We start from the raw sequence: 26562 nt of genomic DNA on the forward strand, positions 1-26562 counted from the left end.
ACCGGCACGGCGTGCGGCACGTCATGCCCGGCTGTGCCGGTCGGGGGAGCAGCAGCCGTCGGCGCATCCGTCCGCCTCGGCGGCCGTGCGGGCGGACAGGGGGCCGGACAGGGGGGCGGCGGGAACGGCGGGAACGGCGCAGCAGGCGTCCCCGCGCCAGGCTTCGCGGCCCTCCTTGACCGCCACGGCGGCGATCACCAACGCCGCGATCGGGTCGGCCCACGACCAGCCGAACAGGCTGTTGAGCGCCAGCCCGACCAGCAGCACGCCGGACAGGTAAGTGCACAGCAGGGTCTGCCTGGAGTCGGCGACGGCGGAGGCGGAGCCGAGTTCGCGACCGGCGCGGCGTTGCGCGTACGACAGGAATGGCATGATCAGCAGGCTGAGGGCGGCCAGGATCAGACCGGGGGTGGAGTGCCGCGCTTCGCCGGAGCCGAGCAGGGCGCGGACGGCGTCGCAGGTGACGTAGGCGGCCAGGGCGAAGAAGGACAGGGCGATGACGCGCAGCGCCGCCCGTTCCCGGCGTTCGTGGTCGGCGGCCGAGAACTGCCAGGCCACCGCCGCCGCGGAGGCGACCTCGACGATCGAGTCGAGGCCGAAGCCGATCAGCGCCGCCGAGGAGGCGATGGAGCCGGCGGTGATGGCCACCGCGGCCTCGATGACGTTGTAGGTGATGGTGGCGGCGACCAGGAGCCGGATGCGGCGCTGCAGCAGAGTCCGGCGGGCGGGGGAGGGGCCGGGGCCGGGCAGGTTGACCGCGGTCATGCCGCCGCCTCTCCTGCCGTCCGTGTGCCGCCGTCACCGTCCGTCCGGCCGCCGGGGCCGGGTGCGGGGGCGGGGGCGGGGGCGGGGGCGGGGCACAGTGCCACGGCGTGGCCGGTGGCGGCCAGCAGTTGCTCGGCGGAGGCGAGCAGGTCCATCAGCTCGGGGCGGGTCAGGCTGTAGAAGGACTGCCGGCCCTCGGCCCGGTAGCCGATCAGGCCGCAGTCACGCAGGCAGGCCAGGTGCTTGGACACCGTGGACTGGGCCAGCCCCAGCTCGCCGGTCAGGTCCACGACGCGCGCCTCGCCGCGGGCCAGCCGTCGCACGATGCGCAGCCGGGTCTCATCGGCCAGCGAGTGGAACAGTGCCGCCGCCGGCGGCAGTCCGGCCGCGATGTCGGCGCTCACGCACCGCCCGCCGTCACCCTCATCAATCATCGCCATATTGCGATGATAGCGTTGTTTCGTGATTCTTTGCGAGAAGGAGTGGCGGCGAGCATCCCGACCGGCACGGCCGGAACGTCTCCGGGTGAGCCGGGACGACGTACGCCTGGTCCAGGGTTTATGCGGCGGAGGCGGTGCGGCTTCGGGTGGCTGTCCCACCGTGGCGTGTTTTTCCTGGTCAGCCGTCTGGTCATCATGGTCACGGCGGCCCCGTTCAGGTGTGCCTCGCTGTGCTCGGGCTTGCGTTCGTGTTGTTCCGCTGCCGTGATGATCCCGATGGCGATCGCGGTCGCTGTGACGCCGAGGCCACCTCAAGGGGCAGGGACCGACGGAAGAGGGCCCAGATCGCGGATGACCCCGGCCAGGGCCCGGATGGGCTCGCTCTCAGCCTCGCTCCGCCACACCAGCGCGTACGACAGCGGCTCCATATCGGTGACCGGCAGGTAGGCGATGTCCGGCCGCACCCAGTAGCGGGTGACGTGGGCGGGGAAGAGCACGACAAGCCCGTCCATGCTGGCGAGGGTCATGGCCTCTTCCGCGTCCCGCACCACGGGACCGCGCTCGATCTGACGGCCTCGCCGGGTAAGGCGCGGGGCGTAGGTGTCGTACCAGTAGCCGGGCCCGGCGTCGGCGTGCGGGTGCTGGAAGTCGGAGACCATCTCCAGCGAGACCGACGCGCGCGGGGCGAGTTGGTGGTCGGTGGCGACGGCCAGCACGCGCTGCTCGGCGAACACGACCGGCCCCACGGTGAGGTCGGATTCGTCGACGGGGAGCCAGCTCACCAGGACGTCGATGTCTCCGCGCCGCAGCGCGGGGAAGGCTTCGCCCACCTGTGCGCTGTGGACGCGCAGCTTCCACAGCGGGTGGCGCAGGCGGAAGACGTCCCAGTAGGGGCGCAGGTCGTGGGCGTTGAGCGGGAGCATGCCGACCCGCAGGATGCCGGTGATGCCCTGGCCGGCGAGCTGGGCGCGTTCCATGCTGTCCTTCAGCTCGGCATACAGCGGCCGGAGGTCGTCCCGGAGCTGCCGCCCGACCTGTGTCAGCCGAACCGTGCGGTTGTTGCGCTCGAACAGCGGAGCGCCGACCTGCCGTTCCTGCTTCTGGATCGCCTGGGTGACGCGAGCGGGTGACAGGCACAGCCGGGTGGCGGTGCGGCCGAAGTGCAGTTCCTCGGCCAGGGTCAGCAAGATCTCGATGTCCCGCAGTTCCACGCCTGACCTGCTCCGTTCACTCCAGCTGAAGGTGATCTTTCGGGGTTCGTGGTTGTTCTGGGTGTTCACCGTACTTGATCCTCGATGCGTACGATTCGCCTGGTCGAGGGAGCACGTGGATGGACGTCCTGGTTTGCGGTGCCGGCAAATCGGCCATCGACTCCCTCGGCCAGGCGCTGGCCATGGAGGCCCCTGTGGCTGATCGTCGGCAGCCGGTCCTTCGATCTGGTTCAGCAGATGAACCAGGCCAGGGCCGAAGAGTACCGCGCCTGGGAGCACCTCAGCCGCCTGGCGCCCGGCTGACAGCTCCGTCCCGATCCCCGCGTTCCGACGCGACGAACGACACGATCGAAAGGTCATAGATGATGAAGCACCACGATGCCGCCCGGCCCGCGGAAGAAGACCTGCGAGAAGAGCGGCCGGCGGGGGACGCCGACGTGATCGTCGTGGGGGCCGGTCCGACGGGTCTTATGCTGGCCGCCGAGCTGCGCCTGGCCGGAGTGCGACCGCTGGTCCTGGAACGACAGCCGCGCCCCCGCGACACCCCGAAGGCTGGGGGCCTGGGCGGGCAGATCCTGGAGCTGCTGCGCTACCGGGGCTTGCTGGAACGTTTCGAAGCGGCCTGCACCGGCCCTGCGCCGGCTCCCCGGTTCCCGTTCGGCGGCGTGCACCTGGATTTCACCCAGCTGCCGGATCCCCCGATGCACGCCCTGCCGCTGCCGCAGCAACTGCTCGAGCGGCTGCTCGGCGAACGCGCAGGCGAACTCGGCGTCGACCTCCGCCGAGGACACGAGGTGACCGGGGTAAGCCAGGACGACGACGCGGTCACCGTGGACGTGCGCGGCCCGGACGGCCCTTACCGGACGAGCACGCGGTACCTCGTGGGGTGCGACGGCGCGCGCAGCCGCATCCGTGACTGGGCCGGCATTCCGTTCCCCGGCACCACCTATCCCGAGGTCAACCGACTGGCCCAGGTCACCCTGCCCCACACGGTCGCCGTTCTGGGCAACGGCGATCTCGACGTCCCCGGCTTCGGCAGGATCCGCGCCGGTTTCACCCGCACGAACCATGGCCTGCTCGGCGTCGGCTCCTCACCCGGCACCCAGTCCGTCTCCCTCTACACCATCGAGGACGAGAGCACCGAGTACGACGACGACGTCCCCATGACCCTGGCCGAGTTGCAGGACAGCGTCCACCGTGTGCTCGGCGCACACCTGCCCCTGGCCGGATCGACCCGGTTGTCCCGGTTCACCTTCAAGGCCCACCAGGCCGAGCGATACCGTGCCGGTCGCATCCTGCTCGCCGGCGACGCGGCACACCTGTTCCCCGCCACCGGAGTGGCGCTCAACGCCGGCATGCTGGACGCGGTCAACCTGGCCTGGAAGCTGGCCGCCGACCTCCGCGGCACGGCCCCGGCCGGCCTGCTGGACACCTACCACACCGAACGTCACCTGGCCGGCGCCCGCACCCTGCTGCATACCCGAGCGCAGGTAGCCCTGCGGCGCGGGCACGACGCGGCCGCCGAAGCACTCCGCGACGTCTTCACCGAACTGCTCACCGACGAGCAGTCGCTGCGCCGGATGGGAGCCCTCGTCGCCGGAACCGACATCCGCTACCCGATGCCCGGCTCCCACCTCCACCCACTGACCGGCACCTTCGCCCCCGACCTCACCCTGCACACCGACCAGGGCGTCACCAGCGTCGCCGACCTCCTGCACACCGCCCGGCCCGTCCTCCTCGACCTGGCCGACCGCCCAGAGCTCCGCCAGATCGCCCGGGACTCGCGGCATCTCCTCGACCTCCACACCGCCAAGACCGACGATCGGCCGGCTGACGCGCTGCTGATCCGCCCGGACGGCCACGTCGCGTGGGCCGCCGACCTCGACGAATCCACGGACAGCGCCATGCCTTCGCTGCGCGAGGCACTCTCCGCATGGTTCGGAACGCCTTGAAACAGAGGGCATTCAGGTGCCCGACACACCAGCCTCTACCAGCGGTGGAACCAGGCCGTGGCACGCTTCGCTCGTATTCCGGTCTCACACCGACAAAGGCGGTGCGGAGAATGTCGGGTGATCGGGGCCGGTGTCGCCGCACGATGGGGGGATGGATGACACGACCTTGGTATCCCGGTTCCTGCGCGACGGCTTCGTGAAGGTGGAGGGTGCCGTCGCGCCGCGCGTGGCCGCGGACTGCGCGCGGCTGCTGTGGCGGGAGACGGGCTGCGACCCGGACGACCCGTCGACGTGGACGCAGCCCGTGCGTTGGGTGGGCGGTATGGCGCAGGGGCCGTTCGCCGCCGCACCCAACTCCCCGTTCCTGCATCACGCCTACGACCTGCTCGTCGGCGCGGGACGCTGGGAGCCGCGCTATTCGCTGGGCACGTTCCCGTTGCGTTTCCCGCACGAGGAGGAGCCGGACGACGCGGGCTGGCACATCGAGGGGAGCTATCTGCCGGAGGGCGAGAGCTGGTACTTCACCAATCTGCGCTCCCGCGGCCGCGCGCTGCTGATGCTGTTCCTGTTCAGCGAGGTCGGTGAGGCGGACGCCCCGACCCGGATCCGGGTCGGCTCACACCTCGACGTGCCGAAGGTGCTGGAGAAGTACGGGGAGGTCGGGGCGAGCGGGCCGACCCTCGCGCCCGATCTGGTGGCGGCGTCCGGCCACCGGCCACTCGCCCTTGCCACCGGGTGCCCGGGTGACGTCTTCCTGTGCCATCCGTTCCTGGTGCACGCGGCGCAACCGCACCGTGGGGTGCGGCCGCGCCTCATGGCCCAGCCGCCGCTGTTGCCGGCCGCGCCGTACGAACTGGAGCGGGCCGACGGCGCGTACTCGCCCGTGGAGATCGCGATCCGCCGGGGTCTGGGACGGGGTACTCCCGGTGCGGACGGGGACGGCACCGGCCGGTAGTGCTGCTCGGCTATCGTCGGCAGGCGGTCGTGACGGGGGAGAGGGGGAGGCCAGGCGTGCGGCTGAACCAGGCGGTGACTCCTCCGCTCCCTGAAGGGAGCGGCTTCTCGCTAAGCCGCTTGGGCGGCCTGGCGAAGGGCAAGCCCTGCCCTGCGGATGTTGGTCGCCGCGTTCACGTCGGCGTGCGCCCGGTGGCCGCACGCCGTGCAGGCGAACGCGGCTTGGGTGAGGCGGTTGTCCTTCGCGCAGTGCCCGCAGCGGGCGCAGGTGCGGGAGGTGTTGCGGGGATCGACTGCGATCAGCTCTCGACCGGCGCTTTCAGCCTTGTGCGCGAGGATCGTCAGGAACACCCCCCAACCCGCGTCGAGAATCGAACGGTTCAGGCCGGCCTTGGCGGCGACGTTGCGGCCGGGTGCGTCGATCGTGCCGGACGCCGAGCGGGTCATGTGGGTGATCCGCAGGTCCTCGTGCACGATCACGTCGTAGCCGCCGACCAGCGCCAAGGCGGCCTTGTGCGCGTGGTCGAGGCGCTGCCGCCGGACCTTGGCGTGCAGCGCGGCGACACGGGCCACCGCCTTGCGACGACGCTTGGAGCCCCGCTTGTTGCGGGCGAGGTCGCGCTGCGCCGTCGCGAGACGATCGGTGGTCGCGGCGAGGTGACGCGGGTTGGCCAGATGCTCGCCGTCGCTCGTGGTGACCAGCGACGCCACCCCCAGGTCGATCCCCGCGACCGCACCCGTGACGGGCAGGGGTTCGGCGGGCACGTCGTCGCACGACAGGACGACGTACCAGCGGGAGCCCTCGCGCTTGACGCTGATCGTCTTCACCCGGCCCTTGACCGGGCGGTGCTGGTGCACCCGGACGTGGCCGACGCCCTGCAGGCGCACGAACGTGGCGGCCGGATGCTCGGGTTGGGAGTCCCACCGACAACCGTCGCCGTCCTTGGGCCACTCGACCGTGTCGAACCAGCCCCGGCCCTTGAAGCGCGGGTATCCGGGCGTCGCGCCCTTCTTGACGCGGTCGAAGAACGCGCGGAACGCCTTGTCCAACCGGCGTAGCGTGGCCTGCTGGGACGAGAACGACCAACGGGCCTGGTCCGCGTCGTAGGCGCGGATCTCCTTGAGCTGGGCGGACTGGTCGCCGTACCGGATCGACGCCTTGGACCGCTTGTACGCCTCGCGCCGCTCCTCAAGCGCCGCGTTGTACAGGGCGCGGTGGTCGTCCAGGCACGCGGTGAGCGCGGCCTGCTGGTGCGCGGTCGGACGCATGAGGAACGTGTAAGACCTACGCACCGCCACCCGCCCTGGGCGCCCGCTCATACCGCGTCTCGATGTACCGCCGCACCGTCTCGGCGGACACAGCGCCGACGGCGCCGACGGTGGCGACGGTGGCTACGAAGTAGGACCGTGACCACAGCGTGGGCAACAGCGTGGGCACCTGGGAGCGCAGGTGCGCGAACTCGGCGCGCAGGTGGTGGGAGGTGAACCCCTTGAACTGGTTGGCCACATATGACGGGGAGTTCTTCGGGTGCGGCGTCAGCTCCTCCAGGCGGGTCTTCACCCGCCCGCCGAGGACCGGGCGGCGGTACTTCGGGCACCACACGACGTGGTACCCGAGGTCGTACGCCGCGCCGGGGGAGGTGCGCACCTGACGAGTCACACGATCACTATCCCAGTGTCATGTATCCAACGCACGATGAACGGAGATCTCTGATGCCCGAATCTGACAGGTCAGGGCACGCTCGGGCCTTGACGACCCTCCCGCTCCCGATTCCCCCGACGGCTCAAGCCGCCGGTCCCCTCGGGCGGCTCTGATGGAGCACATCGAGTGTCATCTCGACCGGGGCGTCGAGGTGGCGGAGCTGGCACGCATCGCGGCCACCTCGGAGCATCACCTGCGCCGGATGTTCTCCGCCCTCGCGGGCATGCCGCTGTCGGAGTACGTCCGGCGCCGCCGGCTCACCGTCGCGGGCGCCGAAGTACTCGCGGGACGCGAGACGCTGCTGGAGATCGCGGTGCGCTATGGCTACGGCTCCGGTGAGGCGTTCGCGCGGGCGTTCCGTGCCATGCACGGCGTCGGACCGGGCGAGGCCCGGCGGACCGGAGCCGCACTCACCTCCCAGTCCCGGATGGCCTTCCGTCTCACCATCGAGGGAAGCAGCAGTATGCGGTACCGCCTCGTGGAGCGGGCGGGCTTCGCCGTCGTCGGGTTCAAGGCCCGCGTACCCCTGGTGCACGCGGGTCCGAACCGGGCGATCATGGACTTCGTCCGTGGAATCGACCCGCAGGCTCTGGAGCGCCTGGAGAAGCTGTCGAACCAGGAGCCGCACGGCGTCGTCGCGGTCTGCGACGGTCTGGACGCGGGCCGCGCGGAGGGCACCGAATTCGACTACCACCACGGGGTGATCACCTCCGCGGCCGCTCCGGAGGGCACGACCGCGTTGGCCGTCCCGGCCGGCACCTGGGCGGTCTTCACCACCTCCGGGCCGGCACCGCAGGCCATCCAGGAGCTGTGGCGGGACGTGTTCACCGAGTGGTTCCCGTCGAACCCGTACCGCACGCGCACCGGCCCCGAGATCCTGCGCGCCCATCTGTCTCCGGAGAAGGCCGACGCCGAACTGTGGCTCCCGGTGGAGCCCGAGCACGCCTGAACACACCGGCATGTCGCCGGGGGGCGTATATGCGCTCTCGCCCTAGTAAATCTACAATGTAAAGGCGTCCGGTTTTGCAAAATCAACCCCCGTACAAAACGGAACGGGCTTCGCCCGTGCGTCCACCAGCACGACGGGCCGTTAGCCAACGCGCCATCAGCCGCCAAGTAGACGCTGACCTGGGGAGCCAGCAGCCGGTCTCAGCCGACTCCACTTCCCGGCTGCCGGCCTGTCATATCGCGCTCAGGTGGCATCCTGCTGTTCCAGCCACTTCAAAATCGCTTGGTTCGTTTCTTCCGGCTTCTCTTGCTGGATCCAGTGACCGCAGTCAAGGCTGACCACCTCCACGTTGGGCACGAACTCCGCCAGGTTCTCACCCTGTGCGACCAGATCCCTGTCGCCATAGATCATGAGTGCGGGCTGCCGGATGATCGGGTCCACGTCCGCCAGCAGGTGCCAGTTGCGGTCGAGGTTCCTGTACCAGTTGACGCTGCCCGTGAATCCCGATGATTCGAAGGCGGAGACGAGGACGGCCAGTTCGCTGTCACTCATGATGGGCTCACCGAGTGGTGTTTCCGCTCTGGCGAGATCGATCAGCGCCATGCCCGGCTGAGGCGCTCTGGGGGGCTCGTTCTTCCGGTACAGGTTGCGGAGGAACTGGAAGGTGTGGTCCTCGAATACGGCGTCCGCGACCCCCGGCTGTCGATTGAAGTGGACGAAGTAGAAGTCGCCGCCGAACGTGTCTTCCATGAACTCGATCCAGGGCTTCTCTCCGCGCGCCTGGTAGGGCAGGCTCAGGTTGATCACCTTGTTCACACGGCCGGGGTGCAACAGGGTCAATCCCCAGACGACGAACGCACCCCAGTCATGGCCGACGAAGGTGGCGTCTTCGTATCCATAGTGGTCGAGGAGTGCGACGAGGTCACCTGACAGGTGTTCGATGTCGTAGTCCGTCCCTTCTATCGGGCAGGACGAGTTGCCGTAACCCCGCTGGTTCGGTGCGATGACGTGGTAGCCGACTGCGGCGAGGGCGGGCATCTGGTGGCGCCAGGAGAAGGCGTGCTCCGGCCAGCCGTGGCAGAGCACGATGGGTTTTCCCGCATTTTCTCGGCCCGCTTCGAAGACTTCGAGTTCCACACCGTTGACCGGAATAAGAGTGGGCTTGGGAAAGTCGGTTGGATTGAGCATTACGTTTCCTCTCTGTCTTTTCGGGGTGATCGGGCGACGAAGGTTCCCGAAGATGGCGTCGGCGCCCCCTCTGGGGGTGTTCGCTTGCGGCGACCTCCCCGGTGAGATCGTGTCGCCATCTTGCCGACCGAAACCGGTCACCTCATGACCGGTTTCATGTGAAAGTGTTGTCGGCGTGCGAACCGACCGACTGGTGGCCGTCCTCCTCTTGCTGCAACGGCGCGAGCAGGTGACAGCAGCAGAGGTCGCCCGGGAGCTGGAGGTCTCCGAGCGCACCGCCCGCCGTGACCTCGACGCTCTGGCCATGGCAGGGGTCCCCGTGTACTCCGCGCAGGGCCGAGGAGGTGGCTGGCGCCTCGTGGGCGGCGCCCGCACCGACCTGACCGGATTGACCGCTCGGGAGGCCAGGGCGCTGTTCCTGGTGGCCGGCCCGGCCTCGTCGGCCAACCCGGCCGCGAAGGCCGCTCTGCGCAAGCTCGTCCAAGCCTTGCCGGAGCCCTTCCGAGTACCAGCACAGGCAGCAGCGTCGTCGAGGCTGGTGGATCCTCATCGATGGGGTGTGAGCCGGGCCGAGTACCCAACGCCGCCGTTCCTCGACGACATCCAGGACGCGGTGATCCGTGGCATCCAGACGCGGCTTGGCTACGTCGACGGCGACGGCTCCGCAAGCGAGCGGATCGTCCACCCGCTCGGCGTTGTCGCCAAAGGGCCGACGTGGTACCTCGTCACTCACACTGACGCCGGTCGACGGACGTTCCGGATCGACCGCGTGTCATCCGTCGAGCCGACCGACGATCCCGTGCACCGACCCGAGGGGTTCGACCTCGCTGAGAGCTGGAGGGAGATCGCCGACGAGGTCGACCGAAGGCGAACACCCCTCGAAGTCCGGGCCCTGTGCACTCCCGAAGGGATCGGCAAGCTCCGGATGACGCTTGGGGACCGGCTTGAGGTTGGAGGTCCCACGATCGACGGCCGCATCGAGGTCGTGATCCGCGGCTACAACGAGTACGCGCTCGCGGGCGAGCTCGCCGGACTGGTCGAATGGCTCGAAGTGACCGGCCCACCTGGTGTGCGGGACCACCTCACCTTGATCGGCAACGCGCTCGTCGAGCGATACAGCTGAGACCACCCCAACGACCCGGGCCTGAACCCTTCACCGCAGCCGCGCAGCGATCTTGTGCCTGCCCGCCCCGCGCAACCCCGGCAGGTACGCGCACGCCTCGACATGCAAGCCGGAGTCCTCATCCACCACCGCCCACCACACCGACTCGGCCATGGGCCGGGCGGCGGACGTTCCCGTACCATGAGGGCGTGCCCGGCCTCATGCGCTCCGTGTGGAACGAGCCGTCTCCCCCTGACCCGCCGGCGCGGGTGGGGCGCGACTGGGTGCTCGTGGGCGTGCTCGTGCCGGTCGCGGTGCTCGAAGGGGTTCTGCGGCCGGACCTGCCGTGGCGGGTTCTCGCCGTGGCCGTCACCGTCGCGCTGGTGCCCACGCTGCTGTGGCGCCGGACCCGGCCGCTGCCGATGCTCGCGATCGCCTTCGGCCTCACGAGCCTGGTTCCGCTGGTGACCGGCGGAGGCGACCAGGAGACGTACACGCTGGCGTACCTGCTGCTCCTGGTGTACGCGCTGTTCCGGTGGGGGTCCGGGCGCGCGGCCGCGACCGGGTCGGCCCTCATGCTGGTGCCGCTCGGCGTGTCGATCGCCGTCGGCCGGATCGGGCCCGTCGACGCGGTTGCGGCGGGTGCCGTCCTGGTCGCCACGATCACCATGGGCATCGCGTTCCGCTACCGGGCGAGGGCGCGGCAGCGTGAGCTCGACCAGGTGAAGCTGCTCGAACGCGAGCAGCTCGCCCGTGACCTGCACGACACCGTCGCCCATCACGTCTCGGCCATGGCGATCCGCGCACAGGCGGGGCTGGCCACCGCGGCGTCGCGCCCGGACTCCGCGACCGAGGCGCTGCGCGTGATCGAGGCCGAGGCGGCGCGGGCGCTCGCGGAGATGAACGCCATGGTCCGGGTCCTGCGCCGGGACGAGCCGGTGGACCTGGCGCCCGGCCGGGGGATCGATGATCTCCGGCGGCTCGCCGGCCGTGACCCGTCCGGGTTGACCGTCGACGTGGAGCTCTCGGGGGATCTCGATGATCTGCCTCCGTCGGTCGCCGCCGCGATCTACCGGGTGGCTCAGGAGTCGGTCACCAACGCCCGGCGGCACGCGCGGCACGCCACCCGGGTCGAGGTGCGCGTCGCCGGCGACGCCTCGTCGGTGCGCCTGCGCGTGAGTGACGACGGTGAGGACGTGGGCCGCCGGAGCGGGTCGTCGGGGTACGGGCTCATCGGCATGACGGAACGTGCCGGGCTGCTCGGCGGCACGTGCGTGGCCGGTCCCGGCCCCGATCGGGGGTGGACGGTGCGGGCCGTGCTGCCTCGCGCCGGGACGGCGGCATGAGCATCCGGGTGGTGCTCGCCGACGATCAGGAGATCGTCCGGACCGGGCTGGCGATGATCCTCGGCGCCCAGCCGGGCATCGAGGTCGTCGGTGAGGCGGCCGACGGGCGGCGGGCCGTCGAGCTGGCCCGGCGGTTGCGTCCCGACGTGTGCCTGTTCGACATTCGCATGCCCGGCCTCGACGGCATCGAGGCCACCCGGGCCCTCGCCGGGCCGGCCGTCGCCGATCCTCTCGCCGTGGTCGTCATCACGACGTTCGACCTCGACGAGTACGTCTATGCCGCTCTGCGGGCCGGTGCGCGGGGGTTTCTGCTGAAGAACGCGGGGGCCGCCCTGCTCTCCCAGGCCGTGCATGCCGCGGCGAGCGGGGACGCGCTCATCGCGCCGAGCATCACGGCGCGGCTGCTCGGCGCGTTCGCCCGCGCCGGACGGTCCACGCCGCCGGTGCGTCCGGTGGAGGCGCTGACGTACCGGGAGGAGGAGGTGCTGGCCACTCTGGCACGGGGGCGCACCAACAGTGAGATCGCCGGCGAGTTGCGCATCACGCTCAGCACGGTCAAGTCGCACATCGCGAGCCTGATGGCCAAGCTCGGTGCCCGTAACCGGGTGGAGCTCGCCATGTGGGCGTACGAGACGGACCGTGTGCAGCCGGTCGACCGGCCGCCGAATGGGCGTACTTTCGGCTGATGAGCCGTGCGTCCGGTCTTTCTACGCTGATGTTCCGCGATCGGTGAGGAGACGGTGATGAAGGCGTTCGTTCTGCGCTCGTACGGTTCTGTCCGGTTGGCCGAGATCGACAAGCCGGTGCCCGGTGACGACGAGGTGCTCGTGCGGGTGTGCGCGACGTCCGTCCAGCCCTACGACTGGCACTTCATGAGGGGGCAGCCGTACGTGTCGCGGCTCATGGGTGGCGGGCCTGGGTTGCGGCGGCCGAGCTTCGCGGTGCTGGGTGCCGACGTCGCGGGTCGTGTCGAGGCGGTCGGCCGGAACGTGGTGGAGTTCGGGCCCGGCGACGAGGTGTTCGGCATGCCCAAGCAGGGAGGTTTCGCCGAGTATGCCGTCGTTTCGGCGGCGGAGCTGGCGCCCAAGCCGAAGAACCTGACGTTCGAGCAGGCGGCGGCGGTGCCGATGGCGGCCGGCACGGCGCTGCTGGCGCTGCGTGATCAGGGGCGGGTGCGGCCGGGGCAGAGGGTGCTGGTCAACGGGGCGTCGGGGGGCGTGGGCACGTTCGCGGTGCAGCTCGCCAAGGCGTTCGGCGCGGAGGTGACCGGTGTCTGTGGTGCGCGGAACGTGGATCTGGTCCGGTCGCTCGGCGCGGACGAGGTCGTGGACTACAGCAAGGAGGATTTCACCCGGACGGGTCGGCGTCACGATGTTCTGCTCGACATCGCGGGCAGCCGCTCGGGGTCGGCCTGCCGCCGGGTGCTGACGCGGAGGGGGATTCACGTTCTCGTCGGTGGTCCGGCCGGGCGGTGGTGGCAGCCCGCCAGCCATGTGTTCGCGACGCTCGCGGCGTCGGTGTTCGCGCCGCAGCGTGCGGTCGTGACGGACGTGGTTCGCTGGACCGAGGTGAGGCGCGGCTTGGAGGCGTTGACCGAGCTCATCGAGGACGGCAGGGTCGTGCCGGTCATCGACCGTGGGTATTCGTTCGAGGAGATTCCGGCGGCGATCGCCTACCAGGAGGAGGGTCACGCCGCGGGGAAGGTCGTCATCACGGTTTCGTCGCGGTAGTTCACCGGTGGTGTGGAGCGGGGCGGGGTGTCGGTGCGGGAGGTGGAGGCGCCGGCCTCGGTGTCGTCCGTGGCCGGTTCGACGACCGAGACCTCGGCCACGACCGATGAGGGTGAAGACTTCGGGTGGTTGGAGGTTCGCCCGGAACATCCGGATCACGATCGGGCCGGAATTCATGTCGCGCTCGGATGAGCTTGTGATGGCTCACATTGTTTGATATCCGACCGATATCGGCCATGAGGTGCTGCTGCATCGGGCATTTGATTTGACGGAATTGGCGACCCAGGGGCCGTATACCGTGGTGTAGCTGCCGCTGTTGTTCTGGCAGAAGAGCACGACCCGTGTCTGAGTCACTCCGGTGCCGCTGCACATCGCCCAGCCGGTGCCGCCGACAGTGCCGATCTGCGCGTTGGTGCTGCAGGTGGCTGCCTGGGCGGGAGCGGGTGACGTCAGGGTTGTCGCGGCGGCGATCGCGGCCACCGCGGCCGCGGAAACGGCGAGCTTCTTTATGCGGCTCATTAGTTACCTCGTTCGGTGTCGATGTTCACTGCTTGATGGTAATCACAGCCTTGGTGGAGATCCATAGGGGAGGGTATGAAATTTCAGTGAGCGGTTTACGGGTTGGCTGCGGGGCCGCGGGTTGTAGTCCGGAATAGTGAGACAGTGGGTTTCGAGCTCGCAGTGACGTTTCGCGATGTCTGCATGGCGGAGTCCGTACGGCGGCTTCTTTTCGGGGCGCAACGGCGGTCGCCGGGAGAACCCCGGATTTGGTTCCGGTGCCGTGGCGGCGGACGTGGTCAGACTATGCGGGTGCAGAGGGTACGGCCTCGGACCTCCCAGTGGACCCTTCTGCCGCCCGGCGGGCAGGCACCGTTGGTGAACGCGGTGATACGGAGGACGAGGTCGTACTTCTCTGGAGCGGAGCCGGCCTCGCACGGCCACAACGTCATCAGATCGTTGTTGCTGATGGCGACCGAGTTCTCGTTCTCACGATCTTTGGTGGCCAGGAAACAGTCCCCCGTGCGGAACTGGCGCTGCACGCAGAGGGCGATCTCGTTCGCGTCTTCGCCGTGGCTCCACCATGATTCTCCGTCCAGATCGTCGTCACTGTTCCTGACGCACTCGTAGGAGTCGTCGACCACCTTGAGTACCTTCAGGTGGGCGTCGGAGCGGCCGCAGCTGACCGCGTGCGGCTTGCTCCTGTTCCACTTGCCGGACGGACGCTCGTAGGCGTCCAGGCAGTCGCCCGCCGAGATCTTCTCGAATGCCTTGCGGGTGGGATCGGAGGTGGGGGTGGGGGTGGCACTGTCGGTGGCGCTCTTGGTCTCGGACGGCTGAGGCGCGGGTGTCGGGGGCTGCTGGGGAGTGGCGATGGCCTTGGAGGTGGCCGGTGCGTTCCCCTGTCCCCGATGGCCCAGGCGGCGAAGGCGACCAGGAGGACGCCCACGACCGCGGCCGCCGGGAGCTTCATTCGTCCGAGGGGCGGAAGCCGCTGGCCGTTTCCCGGCGCTTCCTGCGGCGGGGGGCCAGTACCTCGGTCTCCGCCACCCGCGTGGCGATCATTGTGCTGACGGGCTCTGGCAGCGGAGCGTCCCCGCCCTCGGCGAGCGCGGAGCAACGTTCGAGGAACGCGTCGAGGCCGGGCCGGTCGTGCGGGTCCTTCTCCAGGCCGGACGCGATCAGCGGGAGCAGCGGCTTCGGCACGCCGGTCAAGTCTGGTTCCTCGTTGACGACGCGGTAGCCGAGGGCCTCGATCGGGCCCTTGCCGAAGGGTCGTCGGCCGGTGGCGGCGAAGGCCAGCACGGCAGCCAGGCAGAACACGTCACTGGCCGGTCCGACCTCATGGCCCCGGAGCTGCTCGGGCGACATGAACCCGGGCGTACCGACCACGCCGGTGCGGGTGGTCTGCGAGGTGGCATCGAGCGCCCGTGCGATGCCGAAGTCGATGATGCGGGGCCCGTCCTGGGCGAGCAGCACGTTGCCGGGCTTGAGGTCCCGGTGGACGACGCCCCGCTGGTGGATCGCCAGCAGCCCTTCGGCGAGGCCCGCGCCGAGCCCCGCGACCGCCGTGGCCGAGAACGCGCCGTGCTCGGCGACGGCCTCATGCAGTGACGGCCCCGCGATGTACTCGGTCACGAGCCAGGGCGGATCGGCGCCGGCGTCCACCACCTGCGCGGTGTGGATGCCCCCGACCCGCCGCGCCGCGGCGACCTCCGCCTCGAACCGCCGCCGGAACTGCGCGTCCTCCGCCAGGTGCGGGTGGATCACCTTGACCGCGACCAGCCGGCCACCCTTCCGGGACGATAAGGAATGACCCCTGAGTTCCCAGCCGTCTCTGCCGTACTGGTGGCGGCGGAGCGTGCAAGCGGTCAGGCGGCCCGGCGGGCGACGTACAGGATGCGGTCGTGGTCGGTCTCGTCGGCCGGGTCCAGCGTCGACGTCCCCACCAGCCCGTGGGCGGCCACGATGTGCAGTCCGGACTGCTCGGCCACTGCACGCACGGTCCGGTCGGAATGGTGCTGCTGCACGTGGCGCATCGACAGCCGCTCCCAGCCCGCGCCGTTCCGTTCGAACAGGTCGAACTGGGTGACCACGACCGCGTCGGCCTCGATCCGCGGGGACTTTGCGAACCAGGCCACGTACCGGTCGCCCCGGTCGGCGACCGTGGGGACGCTGAACATGCGGCGGTAGTAGCCGATCGTGTTCAGGTCGAAGACCAGCACCCCGTCCTCGGCGAGCTGGTCGCGGGCGGCCGTCAGCGCCTGTCGCAGCTGGTCTGTGCCGGTCAGGTACGCCATCGGCACGTCCACGCAGGCGACCACGTCGAAGCCGGTCAGCCCGGGTGGGGGCTCCTGCAGCCGTCCTACCAGGAACCCGATCTCCTCGGCACCGGGCCGGCGGCGGGCCATCGCGACCATCGCGGGGGACAGGTCGTAGCCGGTCACCTCGAACCCGCGCTCGCGGAAGGCCACGCTGCTGCGGCCGGTTCCGCAGCCGGCGTCCAGCAGGCGCCGACTGCCTGGCCCGTACCGGTCGACCGCCTCCACGAAGCGGGCCACGAGGCTGGAGGTGTCCATCCGCGCGTTCAGCTCGTCGTAGCGGGCCGCGATGCTCTCGTAGGCGGCCAGCGTCTCATCCACCTGCGACATGCGTGTCTCCTGGGTGTGGGTGTCCCGCCTCGTCGGGAGCGGAGCCGTGCCGGGCGGTCGGGCCCGGCACGGCCGCCGGAGTTGGACTACCAGATGAACCAGGCCTGCCGGTTGATCCGGCGGCCGGTGACGCGGCGCAGCAGTTTCCTCATGGGGTTCACCTCCTTTCTCAACGAGTTAAGGGGGTCCGGTGCAGGTGGAACGGGGGAGGGGTGATGATGCCCGCCACGTGGGGTTGTCCGCGACCGCCGCGTACTTCAAGGCGGGCGCTGTCGGTCACGGCGGTGAGCAGTTCGGAGGCCAGGTTGCGGGCGACGGCGGCGCCGGCGCAGGTGAACGGGCCGCCGCCGAAGGGCAGGTAGGGCCCACGGGGGCCGGGGCCGTCCCACCTGCCGGGCCAGAAGCGGGTGGGCTCGGGCCAGTGCCGTTCGTCGCGGTGCAGCAGATAGGCGCAGACGGACACGCTGTCGCCTGGTGCCAGTTGCACGCCGCCGATCTGGTGGGCGCGCAGTACGGGGCGGCCCAGCAGCCACGCCACCGGCCACAGCCGCAGCGACTCTCGTACGGCCGAGTCTGCGGGCACGGCCGCCAGGTCGACGCCGTCGGTCGCGGCTTTCAGCAGTGCCCAGGCGACCACGTGGCCCACCGGCGCCACCGAGGTTCGGAAGAGCAGCAGGTATACCTGGGCGAGCTGCGCGGCAGGCGTATCGGGTGGGCCGGCCTCGATTATGGCGTCCAACAGGTCGCCCCGCCCGCCGGGCCGCGGGCCGGCCCGGCGGGCGAGTACCTCGCCGGTGAGCGCTCGGACCACGCGTGCCCACAGCGCCCGCCGCATCACGCTGGCCAGCCGGCCGCTGGGACGGATCAGGACATCGTTCCGCACCACCTGCTCCATCAGCTCCCGCAGGAGCGGCGGGCTGTCCGGCCGCAGCAGCGCCTCGGCCAGGAACCGGTACGCGGCGGTCCGCCCGGCGGCAGGCCATTCGCTGGCCTCTCCGAGCTCCGCCACCACGGCGGGCAGCCGCTCCCGATGCGCTGCCAGGTGGGCGCGTAACGTCGCGCGGGCCGCCCGCCCGATCGCGATCTGCGTCTCCCGCGGCTCCAGTCGGCCGCCGCGGACGTGGAAGAAGTCGGATACGTCGTCGTAGTGGCCGTCCTCGTCGTGCAGCACCCGCAGGGCCTCGGCCGGGTCGGCCACGCACAGGGACCCGTCGTCGGGCAGCCGGAACACCGGGCCCCGCTCGCGGGCCGCGTGCTCGACGAATCCCAGCGGGTCTCGGCGGTACCATCGCGCCGCCCCGTGCGGCCACGGCCGCGTCCCGCCGGGAGCGGCCCGATCCGGTTGTCCGACCGTCGTCATTCCCACCTGCCTCATGCATCCGTGATCTCGGGTGTACGCGCACGTCCGCCGCCTGCTGGTACGCGGTGATGGCGGCAAGGACGACACCAAATCAGGAATAGTGCCGGTTAATAAGTGACCGGTGAGGAGTATCGCCACTGAATTTACAGAATTGGTGGAATTTCGGCAATGAATGCGTTGTGTCGCAATGGCATTGCTGGCCGTGTGGAAGATGGCGCTATTTCTCCGAGAAAGCGCCGCCGTACCCCCGTGCCCGGAGTCCGCGGCGTCGCGCCGGGGTCGCGGTGTCGCGGTTCGCTCGCCGGGCGGCCCGTGAGGTGACGGGCGTCACGAGCCGACCGTCCAGGGTGCATCCATGCCAAGCGGCGGGCGTTCCATGCCCGTAGATCCGCGCCAGGCCGTCGCCATCACGGCAGCGCAAGCCTTGGATCTTCGAGGTTTGGCGGCCTCGGACGCGTCGGTTGACGCCGCCCGTATCTGGTGTTGCTAAGTACTGGTAGTGAGTGTTACTTTGTACTGGTAGCTAGCAAGACCAAGTAGCTGAGAGGAGGCGGTCCATGGGCAAGCTCGTGACGGAGATGCTCAAGGGAACGCTGGAGGGCATGGTCCTGGCGATCCTGTCCGGCCGGCCCGCGTACGGCTACGAGATCACGGCCCACCTGCGGGATCAGGGCTTCTCCGACATCGCCGAGGGCACCATCTACGCGCTGCTGGTCAGGATCGAGCAGCGCGGCCTGGTCGACGTGGCGAAGGTCCCGTCGGAGAAGGGGCCGCCGCGCAAGGTGTACTCCCTCAACGACCAGGGCCGGGAGTACCTCGAAGAGTTCTGGCGGACCTGGGGCTTCCTGGCCGACCGACTCGAACAGCTCCGCAAACTCGAACAGCTCCGCAAAGGCGACAAGCAGACATGACGACAGGATCGAACGGGCCGAAGAGCCGCTACCTGCAGTACCTGGAGATCGTCACCGGATCGCTGGAGGAGAAGAAGCGCTGGCGGCAGTACAAGGCGCGCGTCAAGCGACTGCCCGACGACTACCGGATCGCGGTCGAGGCCCTGGAACGGTACCTGATGCACTTCGGGCCGGCCGACGGCGCCGGCGCGATGACGATGTACGAGGACCTCGCCGACCTGTTCGAGCAGAGCGCGGCCGACGCCACCCCGATCCGCGACCTCTTCGGCGACGACCCCGTCGAGTTCGTGGAGACCTTCATGGCCAACTACCCCCTGGGCCAGTACCGGGCCCGTGAACGCGAGCGCTTCACCAGCGCCGTCGCCCGCGCCGCCGGCGACACCACCCCGACACGAGACAGGACAGAGGGATGACGACCCGGCAGGACCCGGCGATCCAGGTGCACGGCCTGGAGAAGTCGTACAAGGAACTGCGCGTGCTGCGCGGCGTGCACTTCGAGGTGGCGCGGGGCAGCATCTTCGCCCTGCTCGGCTCCAACGGAGCGGGCAAGACCACCGCCGTGAAGATCCTGTCCACGCTGCTGCGGGCCGACGCGGGCACCGCCCGCGTCAACGGTTTCGACGTCGCCGCGCAGGCCGCGAAGGTGCGCGAGTCGATCAGCCTCACTGGGCAGTTCGCCGCAGTCGACGAGGTCCTCAGCGGGCGGGAGAACCTGGTGCTGGTCGCCCGGCTGCGGCACCTCAAAGACCCCGGCAAGATCGCTGACGACCTGCTGGAGCGGTTCTCGCTGACCGACGCGGGCGGGCGGAAGGCGGCGACGTACTCCGGAGGCATGCGCCGCCGCCTCGACATCGCCATGAGCCTGATCGGTGATCCGCCGGTCATCTTCCTCGACGAGCCGACGACCGGGCTCGACCCCCAGGCCCGCATCGAGGTGTGGCAGGCCGTCAGGGAGCTCGCCGGCCGGGGCACGACGGTGCTGCTCACCACGCAGTACCTGGACGAGGCCGAACAGCTCGCCGACCGGATCGCGATCCTGCACGAGGGCCGGATCATCGTCGACGGCACCTTGGCCGAGCTCAGGCAACTGCTCCCACCGGCCAAGGTCGAATACGTCGAGAAGCAGCCGACCCTGGAGGACGTCTTCCTCACCCTCGTCGGCACGAAGGCATGACAGACCACGGCATGACAGACCACGGCATGACAGACCACCACGGCACGGGGAACAACGATGAGTAGGCACTTCTTCGGCGACACCACGGTCCTGCTGGGACGGTCCCTGCGCCACATAACGCGCAGCCCGGACACCATCATCACCACCGCGATCATGCCGATCGCCATGATGCTGATGTTCGTGTACGTGTTCGGCGGCGCGATCAGGACGGGGTCGGACTCGTATGTGAACTACATGCTGCCCGGCATCCTGCTGATCACGGTCGCGTCGGGCATCGCCTACACCGCGTACCGGCTGTTCATGGACATGAAGGGCGGCATCTTCGAGCGTTTCCAGTCGATGCCTACCGCGCGGTCGGCGGTGCTGTGGGCGCACGTGCTGACCTCGCTGGTCGCCAACCTGATCTCGCTGGTCGTCGTGATGCTGGTGGCCCTGGTGATGGGCTTTCGTTCGGGGGCGGGGGTGGCTGCGTGGCTCGCGGTGGCGGGCATCCTGATCCTGTTCACCCTGGCGTTGACCTGGATCGCCGTCATTCCCGGCCTGTCGGCCAAGACCATGGAAGGCGCGAGCGCGTTCTCCTACCCGCTCATCTTCCTGCCTTTCCTCAGCTCGGCGTTCGTGCCCACCGCCACCATGCCCGGCCCGGTGCGCGTCTTCGCCGAGAACCAGCCGGTGACCTCCATCGTCAACGCCGTCCGTGCCCTGTTCGCCGGCCAGCCGGTCGGCGCCGACATCTGGGTCGCCCTGGCTTGGTGCGTCGGCATCCTCGTCGTCGCGTACGGCTTCGCCATGCGGACCTACCGCCGCAAGATCTCCTAAGACGTGAAGGAAAGATCATGACCGCCTCCCCGCACACCGTCACGAGCATGCCGGCCGTGCGCCGGCCCGGATGTCCGTTCGACCCGCCCGAGGAGCTGATCGCGGCCCGCGAGCACGGCCCGATCAGCCGCTTCCCCTTCCCCGACGGTCACCAGGGCTGGCTGGTCACCGGGTACGACCTGGTCCGGTCGGTGCTGGCCGATCCGCGCTTCAGCTCCCGCAGGGAGCTCATGCGCCACCACCCGCTGATCGACTACGGCGACATCGAGGTGCCTCCGGCACCGCCCGGCGAGTTCCTGCTCATGGACGAGCCGCAGCACAGCCGCTACCGCAGACCGCTGGTGGGCAGGTTCACCGTCCGGCGGATGCGGTTGCTGACCGAGCGGATCGAGCAGATCACCGCCGAGCACCTGCAGGCGATGGAGCAGGCCGGGCCGCCGGCCGACCTGGTGACCGCGTTCGCCAAGCCGATCCCGGCCATCGTGATCTGTGAGCTGCTGGGCGTGCCGTACGAGGACCGGGGCCGTTTCCAGGACAACATCGACACGTTCCTCGGCGGGGAGGCCGGCGACGAGGAGCTGATGGCCGCCTATCTGGCGACCCAGCGGTACCTCGCGGAGCTGGTGGCCGCCAAGCGTGCCGACCCCACCGACGACGTGCTCAGCGACCTGCTCGACAGCGACCTGACCGACGAGGAACTGCAGGGGATGGCCCTGATCCTGCTGTCGGCCGGGTTCGACACCACCGCGAACATGCTGGCGCTGGGCACCTTCGCCCTGCTGCGCAACCCCGAGCAGCTCGCCGCCCTGCGCGCCGACCCCACGCTCACCGACCAGGCCGTCGAAGAGCTGCTGCGCTACCTGACCGTCGCCAAGCAGTTCTACCGGGTCGCCCTGGAGGACGTGGAGCTGGCCGGTCACACCGTCGAGGCCGGCACGATGGTCATCCTGTCCCTCAACACCGCCAACCGCGACCCCGGACGTTTCCCCGCCCCCCACACCCTCGACCTGCGCAGGCGGGACGGCGGCCACCTGGCCTTCAGTCACGGCGTGCACCAGTGCCTGGGCCAGCAGCTCGCCCGCGTCGAGCTGCGCGTCGCGTTCCCCGCGCTCCTCAACCGGTTGCCCGGCCTGCGCCTGGCCGTGCCCGCCGAGGAGATCGCCCTGCGCCCGGAGACCGCCGACATCCACGGGGTCAAGAGCCTGCCGGTCACCTGGGACGCCTGACCACTGGCGGGCCGTCGTGGGTTCGCTCCGGCATCAACCGATCGGTTGATGCCGGGATCCACCATCCCGCTCTCCGGCCGGACGATCCGCCACCCCCCGCTCCCGCGCGATGCTCAAGGCATGCCAACACATCGGGAGCCCGCTCTGCGCACCGTCGGACTCCGCAAAGTCTTCGGCGAGCACGTGGCCGTCGACGACATCGACCTGACCGTCCCCGCCGGATCCTTCTACGGCCTGGTCGGCCCCAACGGCGCCGGCAAGACCACCACCCTGGCCATGGCCGTCGGCCTGCTGCGCCCCGACGCCGGCAGCGCCGAGATCTTCGGCGTGGACGTCTGGCGTGACACCGTCCAGGCCAAGGGACTGATCGGCGTGCTGCCCGACGGCAACGCCATGCCCGAACGGCTCACCGGCCGAGAGGTCCTCACCTACCTCGGCCTGCTGCGCGGCCTGCCGCCGGCCGTGGTCGCCGAGCGCACCGACGAACTCCTCCAGGTTCTCGAACTGGACTCCGCCGAGCGGACCTTGGTCATCGAATACTCCACCGGCATGCGTAAGAAGATCGGCTTGGCCGTCGCCCTCCTGCACGGGCCCCGCCTGCTCGTCCTGGACGAGCCCTTCGAGGCCGTCGACCCCGTGTCCGCGGCCACGATCAGGACCATCCTGCGCAGGTTCGCGGCCAACGGCGGCTCAGTGATCATCTCCAGTCACGTCATGGCGTTGGTCGAGCAGCTCTGCGACCATGTGGGCGTCATCTCCGACGGCCGCGTGGTGGCCGCCGGGAAGCTGGCCGACGTACGCGGCGACGGAACCCTGGACGACGCCTTCGTCGATCTCGTCGGCGCCCGCACCGGGGGAACGGAGGGGCTGGCATGGCTCACCTCCTCCTGACCCCCGGCCCGGTCGCCGCGCAACACATGATCCGCATGCGGCTGGCGATCATGCGCAACTCGCTGCGCGGTGACGACGCCGCCAACCTCTACGCCGGTGTCTCGGCCGGAGTGGTCCTGGCTTTGGCAACGATCGCCGTCGCTGTCCTGTGGCCCGCCTATCTGCCTCTCACCCTGGCCGGGTGGTTGTCCGGCTGGGTCTTCGGCCCCCTCCTCTTCGGGGGCGGCAGCGAGGTTCTTCGCCCCGAGTACTTCTCCCTGCTCCCTGCCGCCCCGCGCCGGGTGGCGGTGGCACTGCTCGCCGGAGCTTTCGCGGGCCCCGCACCCGCGGTCAATCTTCTCGCCCTGCTGTCCCTGCCCGTGTACGGCTGGCGCTTCGGCCCGGCCGGAGTGCTGATCGGCCTGGTGGCCGCCGTCACCACGCTCGTCACGATGGTGATGGTCTCCCGCGTCATCGTGGCGCTCATCGGGCTGTTCGTCAGATCGCGCGCCACCGCGGCCGCCGTCGGCATCCTGATCGGCACCGCCATCGCCCTGTGCAGCAACGGCTGGGCCCCCGTCGTGGCTCTGGCCGGCGCCGACACTGCCACCTGGTCCGAGGTGCTCGTCCGCGTCCTGCCCTCCGGATGGGGCGTGGCCGCCGTCGAAGCCCCCTGGCCGCTCGCCCTCGCCGTCCTCGTCGCCAACGCCGGCGTGATCGCCCTCCTCCTGCTCGCCTGGGCAGGCCTGCTGTCGCGGCGCGTCGTCTCGGCCGCTCGCGGGGGTGTGCCGCCCCGCCGGGGCGCGCCCCGGCCCTTCCCGGCCACCGGCGGCGCCCGCGTCGCCGCCGCCAAGGAACTGCGCGCCTGGTGGCGTGACCTCGTCCGCATCCAGTTCCTCGCCACCGCCTTCTCCTACGCCGTCGTCACCCCCCTCCTGCTGCTCGCGCTCGACGCCTGGATCATGGTCCCGTTCGCGGGGCTCATCGCGATCGTGATGGCCGCCGCGTCCTCGGCCAACCTCTACGGCGCCGACGGGACGGCCCTGTGGCTCACTCTCATGATCCCCGGCGCGGAGCGCGCCGACGTGCGCGGTCGCCAGCGGGCCTGGCTTCTCGTCGTCGGTCCGGCCGCCGTCGTCCTTTCCCTAGCGGGCACCCTCGTCAGCGGCGAGACGTGGGCCTGGCCGTGGGTACTGGGCCTGCTTCCCGCCCTCCTCGGCGGTGGTGCCGGGATCATCGTCCTGCTCGCCGTCACCTCGCTCGTCCCCGGTACCGACCCCCACAAGCGCGGCGGCAACCCGCTCAGCACCGGTGCCGACGAAACCGCCGAAACCAGCCTCGCCTGGCTCGTGCTCGTCGCGGTTCCCGCCACCGCTCTGCCCGCGGCCGGCGCCATCCTGCTTCACCCCTGGGCGGGCATCGCCACCGGTGTGCTGACCGGCGTGCTCTGTGCCTGGGGCCTCGGCAGGATCGCCTACCGCAGGCTCGAGAGCCACGGGATCGAGCTGCTCAACCTCATGAAGCACGGCCCGGCGCCCCAGGCTGACAAGCCGACCACCGCGGACCTGCCCATCCAGCACCGCATCGGCGTCACGATCAGCTACACCATCGCCTGGCTCCCTCTGTTCCCCCAAGGACTCGTGCCGATGGTCATGAAGATCGTCGGCATCGAGGACCGCGGATGGTTCCTCGCCCTCCATCTTCCGCCGGTCTGGCAATGGCCCACGATCATCTTCATGATCGGCCTTGGGCTGCTCATGTACGGCTACGCCATCCTGATCCCCATGCACCTAAACTCATCCTCATCGGCCGCGACCAGGTAAAACCCGTCCGTACCAGAGAGGAGGGGCAGGCCAGGATGAATGATCTCTTCCCTCCTTCCGTCTGGGAGCGGCGCTTCGAGCGCGTCGTCGAGATCGTCCCCTTCATCACCCTCGCCGCTTCCCTGGTCATCAGCCTGGCCTCACCCGACCAGCCGGAGGGCGGGATCCTCCGTACTCTCGGGCTCTGCACCCTGGCCCTCGCCTGGAACCTCGGCGCCCGCGCCCTTCTGCCCGCCGCTGTGCGCGGGCGCCGGGCCGTCGTCACCGTTCACTTCGCCGGCGTTCTGGCCACCGCCGCGCTTCTTTCCTTGCACGACCCCATCTTCGTCATCTACTGCATCTCCGGTTTCTTCCTCGCCGCCAACTTCGCTCCCTCCAAGTGGACCTTCGCCGCCGTCGCCGCCACCTCCTTCGTCCTGTACGGCTCGACGCTCGACTGGTCCCAGGCCACCATCCAGCTCGTCGTCTTCTACCTGGCGATCATCGCCGTGCAGACCGTCGCCATCGGCGGCGGCTCCATCGCCGGCATCAGGATCGAGGACCGGCAGCGCAAATACCGCAAAGCAGTCAGCGATCTGCAGACCGCCATGGAGGAGAACGCCGACCTCCACGTCCAGCTCCTCACCCAGGCCCACCAGGCCGGCATCCTCGACGAACGTCAGCGCATGGCACGCGAGATCCACGACACCCTCGCCCAAGGCCTCACCGGCATCATCACCCAGCTCCGCGCCGCCCAACGCGTCGAGGACTCCGACACCCACGTCGAACTCGCGCTCAACCTCGCCCAGGACAGCCTCACCGAAGCCCGCCGTTCCGTCGCCGCCCTCCAGCCGCATCAGCTCGAGGACGCCCACCTTCCCGAAGCCGTGGCGAGCCTGGCCCGCGACTGGGCGCAGAGCACGGGCGTGGAGCTGCACGTCGAGGTGACCGGCGACCGCGTCCCGCTCAGCCCCGCCATCGAGGTCACCCTGTTCCGGGTCGCCCAGGAGGCCCTCGCCAACGTCGCCAAGCACGCGGGCGCCACCCGTGCCGGCCTGACCCTCTCCTACACCGGCGCCGTCGTCCTCCTCGACATCCGCGACGACGGCAGCGGCATCCACAACCCCAACGGCGAAGGCTTCGGCCTCAGCAGCATGAGACAACGTCTGCGGGGCGTCGGCGGCTCCCTGGAGATCGAGAGCACGCCCGGCGAGGGCACCGCCGTCAGCGCCACCGTTCCCGCGCTCCAAGGAAACCCGCCAGGAGGTCTGCGGTGATCCGCCTCCTCATCGTCGACGACCACCCCATCGTCCGCCACGGCCTGCGCGCCGCCTTCGAAGCCGAGCCGGACATCCACGTCGCCGGTGAGGCGGTCAACGGCTCGGAGGGCATCGATCGGGCCGCTGCCCTGGGGGTCGACGTCGTCCTGATGGACCTGCGCATGCCGGAGATGGACGGCGTCGCCGCCATCACGGCTCTGCGCCGCTCGCATCCTCACATCAAGACGCTCGTGCTGACCACGTTCGACGGTGACAGCGACGTCCTGCCGGCCATCGAAGCCGGCGCCACGGGCTACCTGCTCAAGGACGCTCCCACCGACGAACTGCTGCGCGCCGTCCGCGCCGCGGCCGCCGGTGAGCCGGTGCTGTCGCCCTCGGTCGCCGGCCTCCTGATGGGTCAGGTGCGCAGGCCGGTCAAGGCTGCCCTTACCGACCGTGAACTGCAGGTTCTCGCGCTCGTCGCCGACGGCGCCTCCAATCGGCAGGCGGCCGCCAGGCTGTTCATCAGCGAGGCGAGCATCAAGACCCACCTGCTGCACATCTATGACAAGCTCGGCGTCCGTGACCGCGCCGCCGCCGTCGGCGAGGGGTATCGACGGGGTCTGCTCAGTTAGGCGGCCACCGGCGCGCCC

The 26562-nt window shown here is 70.0% G+C and carries 29 protein-coding genes; 16 read left to right on the plus strand and 13 right to left on the minus strand.

Annotation, left to right across the window (positions count from 1 at the left end; translation table 11 throughout):
* Positions 1–21 precede the first annotated feature (21 nt).
* The 3 genes from ACGF0J_RS07450 to ACGF0J_RS07460 form a co-directional block, all read right to left on the minus strand.
* The gene (locus ACGF0J_RS07450) at positions 22–765 is read right to left on the minus strand and encodes a cation transporter (RefSeq protein WP_393142955.1); all 744 of its coding nucleotides are present in this window, start codon (positions 763–765) and stop codon (positions 22–24) included.
* Positions 762–1199 (minus strand): ArsR/SmtB family transcription factor, encoded by a 438-nt coding sequence (locus ACGF0J_RS07455; protein ID WP_393143894.1) that lies wholly within the window; start codon positions 1197–1199, stop codon positions 762–764. Before ACGF0J_RS07455 ends, ACGF0J_RS07450 begins: the two co-directional genes overlap by 4 nt.
* A 317-nt stretch (positions 1200–1516) precedes the next feature.
* Positions 1517–2416, minus strand: coding sequence for a LysR family transcriptional regulator (locus tag ACGF0J_RS07460; RefSeq protein WP_393142957.1), 900 nt, complete (start codon positions 2414–2416; stop codon positions 1517–1519).
* A gap of 365 nt (positions 2417–2781) precedes the next feature.
* Between ACGF0J_RS07460 and ACGF0J_RS07465 the strand changes: the two genes are divergently transcribed.
* Both ACGF0J_RS07465 and ACGF0J_RS07470 read left to right on the plus strand, forming a co-directional pair.
* Positions 2782–4368, plus strand: coding sequence for an FAD-dependent monooxygenase (locus ACGF0J_RS07465; RefSeq protein WP_393142959.1), 1587 nt, complete (start codon positions 2782–2784; stop codon positions 4366–4368).
* A 151-nt stretch (positions 4369–4519) separates the two neighbouring features.
* Complete coding sequence (locus tag ACGF0J_RS07470; RefSeq protein ID WP_393142961.1) at positions 4520–5323, plus strand: phytanoyl-CoA dioxygenase; 804 nt, start codon at positions 4520–4522, stop codon at positions 5321–5323.
* 110 nt (positions 5324–5433) lie between these two features.
* Here the strand turns inward: ACGF0J_RS07470 and ACGF0J_RS07475 are convergent, their stop codons facing one another.
* Positions 5434–6591, minus strand: a complete 1158-nt coding sequence (locus ACGF0J_RS07475) for an RNA-guided endonuclease InsQ/TnpB family protein (protein WP_393142963.1) — start codon at positions 6589–6591, stop codon at positions 5434–5436.
* A gap of 16 nt (positions 6592–6607) precedes the next feature.
* Positions 6608–6982: a transposase gene (locus tag ACGF0J_RS07480; RefSeq protein ID WP_393142965.1), complete on the minus strand. Its 375-nt coding sequence runs from the start codon at positions 6980–6982 to the stop codon at positions 6608–6610.
* Positions 6983–7136: 154 nt separating this feature from the next.
* On the opposite strand from ACGF0J_RS07480, the gene ACGF0J_RS07485 reads away from it, so the two are divergent.
* Positions 7137–7973, plus strand: a complete 837-nt coding sequence (locus ACGF0J_RS07485) for a GyrI-like domain-containing protein (protein ID WP_393142967.1) — start codon at positions 7137–7139, stop codon at positions 7971–7973.
* A 243-nt stretch (positions 7974–8216) separates the two neighbouring features.
* Here the strand turns inward: ACGF0J_RS07485 and ACGF0J_RS07490 are convergent, their stop codons facing one another.
* On the minus strand, positions 8217–9161 hold the full coding sequence (locus ACGF0J_RS07490; protein WP_393142969.1) for an alpha/beta fold hydrolase: 945 nt from the start codon (positions 9159–9161) through the stop codon (positions 8217–8219).
* 175 nt (positions 9162–9336) lie between these two features.
* Here ACGF0J_RS07490 and ACGF0J_RS07495 point away from each other — a divergent pair, with 175 nt between their 5' ends.
* Entirely contained in the window at positions 9337–10284 is a 948-nt protein-coding gene (locus ACGF0J_RS07495; protein ID WP_393142971.1) for a helix-turn-helix transcriptional regulator, read from the plus strand.
* 30 nt (positions 10285–10314) lie between these two features.
* Here ACGF0J_RS07495 and ACGF0J_RS07500 read toward each other — a convergent pair whose 3' ends face one another.
* Positions 10315–10437, minus strand: coding sequence for a hypothetical protein (locus tag ACGF0J_RS07500; protein WP_393142973.1), 123 nt, complete (start codon positions 10435–10437; stop codon positions 10315–10317).
* A 35-nt stretch (positions 10438–10472) separates the two neighbouring features.
* On the opposite strand from ACGF0J_RS07500, the gene ACGF0J_RS07505 reads away from it, so the two are divergent.
* The 3 genes from ACGF0J_RS07505 to ACGF0J_RS07515 are packed head-to-tail and all read left to right on the plus strand — an operon-like array spanning position 10473 to position 13339.
* Positions 10473–11609: a sensor histidine kinase gene (locus ACGF0J_RS07505; protein ID WP_393142975.1), complete on the plus strand. Its 1137-nt coding sequence runs from the start codon at positions 10473–10475 to the stop codon at positions 11607–11609.
* Positions 11606–12295, plus strand: coding sequence for a response regulator (locus ACGF0J_RS07510; protein WP_393142977.1), 690 nt, complete (start codon positions 11606–11608; stop codon positions 12293–12295). Before ACGF0J_RS07505 ends, ACGF0J_RS07510 begins: the two co-directional genes overlap by 4 nt.
* 57 nt (positions 12296–12352) lie before the next feature.
* Entirely contained in the window at positions 12353–13339 is a 987-nt protein-coding gene (locus tag ACGF0J_RS07515) for an NAD(P)-dependent alcohol dehydrogenase (RefSeq protein WP_393142979.1), read from the plus strand.
* Here ACGF0J_RS07515 and ACGF0J_RS07520 read toward each other — a convergent pair.
* The 6 genes from ACGF0J_RS07520 to ACGF0J_RS07545 form a co-directional block, all read right to left on the minus strand.
* On the minus strand, positions 13297–13440 hold the full coding sequence (locus tag ACGF0J_RS07520; RefSeq protein ID WP_393142981.1) for a hypothetical protein: 144 nt from the start codon (positions 13438–13440) through the stop codon (positions 13297–13299). The genes ACGF0J_RS07515 and ACGF0J_RS07520 overlap by 43 nt on opposite strands.
* A 103-nt stretch (positions 13441–13543) precedes the next feature.
* Positions 13544–13858 (minus strand): hypothetical protein, encoded by a 315-nt coding sequence (locus ACGF0J_RS07525; RefSeq protein WP_393142983.1) that lies wholly within the window; start codon positions 13856–13858, stop codon positions 13544–13546.
* 278 nt (positions 13859–14136) lie between these two features.
* Positions 14137–14481, minus strand: coding sequence for a hypothetical protein (locus ACGF0J_RS07530; RefSeq protein ID WP_393142985.1), 345 nt, complete (start codon positions 14479–14481; stop codon positions 14137–14139).
* Positions 14482–14806: 325 nt separating this feature from the next.
* Positions 14807–15712 (minus strand): serine/threonine-protein kinase, encoded by a 906-nt coding sequence (locus ACGF0J_RS07535; protein ID WP_393143896.1) that lies wholly within the window; start codon positions 15710–15712, stop codon positions 14807–14809.
* Positions 15709–16488, minus strand: a complete 780-nt coding sequence (locus ACGF0J_RS07540) for a class I SAM-dependent DNA methyltransferase (protein ID WP_393142987.1) — start codon at positions 16486–16488, stop codon at positions 15709–15711. The genes ACGF0J_RS07535 and ACGF0J_RS07540 overlap by 4 nt, the downstream gene beginning before the upstream one ends.
* Before the next feature lie 169 nt (positions 16489–16657).
* Positions 16658–17863: a cytochrome P450 gene (locus ACGF0J_RS07545; protein WP_393142989.1), complete on the minus strand. Its 1206-nt coding sequence runs from the start codon at positions 17861–17863 to the stop codon at positions 16658–16660.
* Positions 17864–18405: 542 nt separating this feature from the next.
* Here ACGF0J_RS07545 and ACGF0J_RS07550 point away from each other — a divergent pair.
* The 9 genes from ACGF0J_RS07550 to ACGF0J_RS07590 all read left to right on the plus strand — a co-directional run bounded on the left by ACGF0J_RS07550 (position 18406) and on the right by ACGF0J_RS07590 (position 26544).
* Positions 18406–18759, plus strand: a complete 354-nt coding sequence (locus ACGF0J_RS07550) for a PadR family transcriptional regulator (RefSeq protein ID WP_393142991.1) — start codon at positions 18406–18408, stop codon at positions 18757–18759.
* Positions 18756–19172, plus strand: coding sequence for a DUF1048 domain-containing protein (locus tag ACGF0J_RS07555; RefSeq protein WP_393142993.1), 417 nt, complete (start codon positions 18756–18758; stop codon positions 19170–19172). The genes ACGF0J_RS07550 and ACGF0J_RS07555 overlap by 4 nt, the downstream gene beginning before the upstream one ends.
* Positions 19169–19933: an ABC transporter ATP-binding protein gene (locus ACGF0J_RS07560; protein WP_393142995.1), complete on the plus strand. Its 765-nt coding sequence runs from the start codon at positions 19169–19171 to the stop codon at positions 19931–19933. Before ACGF0J_RS07555 ends, ACGF0J_RS07560 begins: the two co-directional genes overlap by 4 nt.
* A gap of 57 nt (positions 19934–19990) precedes the next feature.
* Positions 19991–20752: an ABC transporter permease gene (locus ACGF0J_RS07565; protein ID WP_393142997.1), complete on the plus strand. Its 762-nt coding sequence runs from the start codon at positions 19991–19993 to the stop codon at positions 20750–20752.
* Between the two features lie 17 nt (positions 20753–20769).
* Positions 20770–21978 (plus strand): cytochrome P450, encoded by a 1209-nt coding sequence (locus ACGF0J_RS07570; protein ID WP_393142999.1) that lies wholly within the window; start codon positions 20770–20772, stop codon positions 21976–21978.
* A gap of 120 nt (positions 21979–22098) precedes the next feature.
* Positions 22099–22869, plus strand: coding sequence for an ABC transporter ATP-binding protein (locus tag ACGF0J_RS07575; RefSeq protein WP_393143001.1), 771 nt, complete (start codon positions 22099–22101; stop codon positions 22867–22869).
* The gene (locus ACGF0J_RS07580; protein ID WP_393143003.1) at positions 22851–24671 is read left to right on the plus strand and encodes a hypothetical protein; all 1821 of its coding nucleotides are present in this window, start codon (positions 22851–22853) and stop codon (positions 24669–24671) included. Before ACGF0J_RS07575 ends, ACGF0J_RS07580 begins: the two co-directional genes overlap by 19 nt.
* A 35-nt stretch (positions 24672–24706) precedes the next feature.
* Positions 24707–25927 carry a sensor histidine kinase gene (locus ACGF0J_RS07585; protein ID WP_393143006.1) on the plus strand — a complete coding sequence of 407 codons (1221 nt, stop codon included), beginning with the start codon at positions 24707–24709 and terminating at the stop codon, positions 25925–25927.
* Positions 25924–26544 carry a response regulator gene (locus tag ACGF0J_RS07590; protein WP_393143008.1) on the plus strand — a complete coding sequence of 207 codons (621 nt, stop codon included), beginning with the start codon at positions 25924–25926 and terminating at the stop codon, positions 26542–26544. Before ACGF0J_RS07585 ends, ACGF0J_RS07590 begins: the two co-directional genes overlap by 4 nt.
* Positions 26545–26562: the final 18 nt, after the last annotated feature.

The organism is Nonomuraea sp. NPDC047897 (assembly GCF_043204415.1).
Lineage (GTDB): Bacteria > Actinomycetota > Actinomycetes > Streptosporangiales > Streptosporangiaceae > Nonomuraea.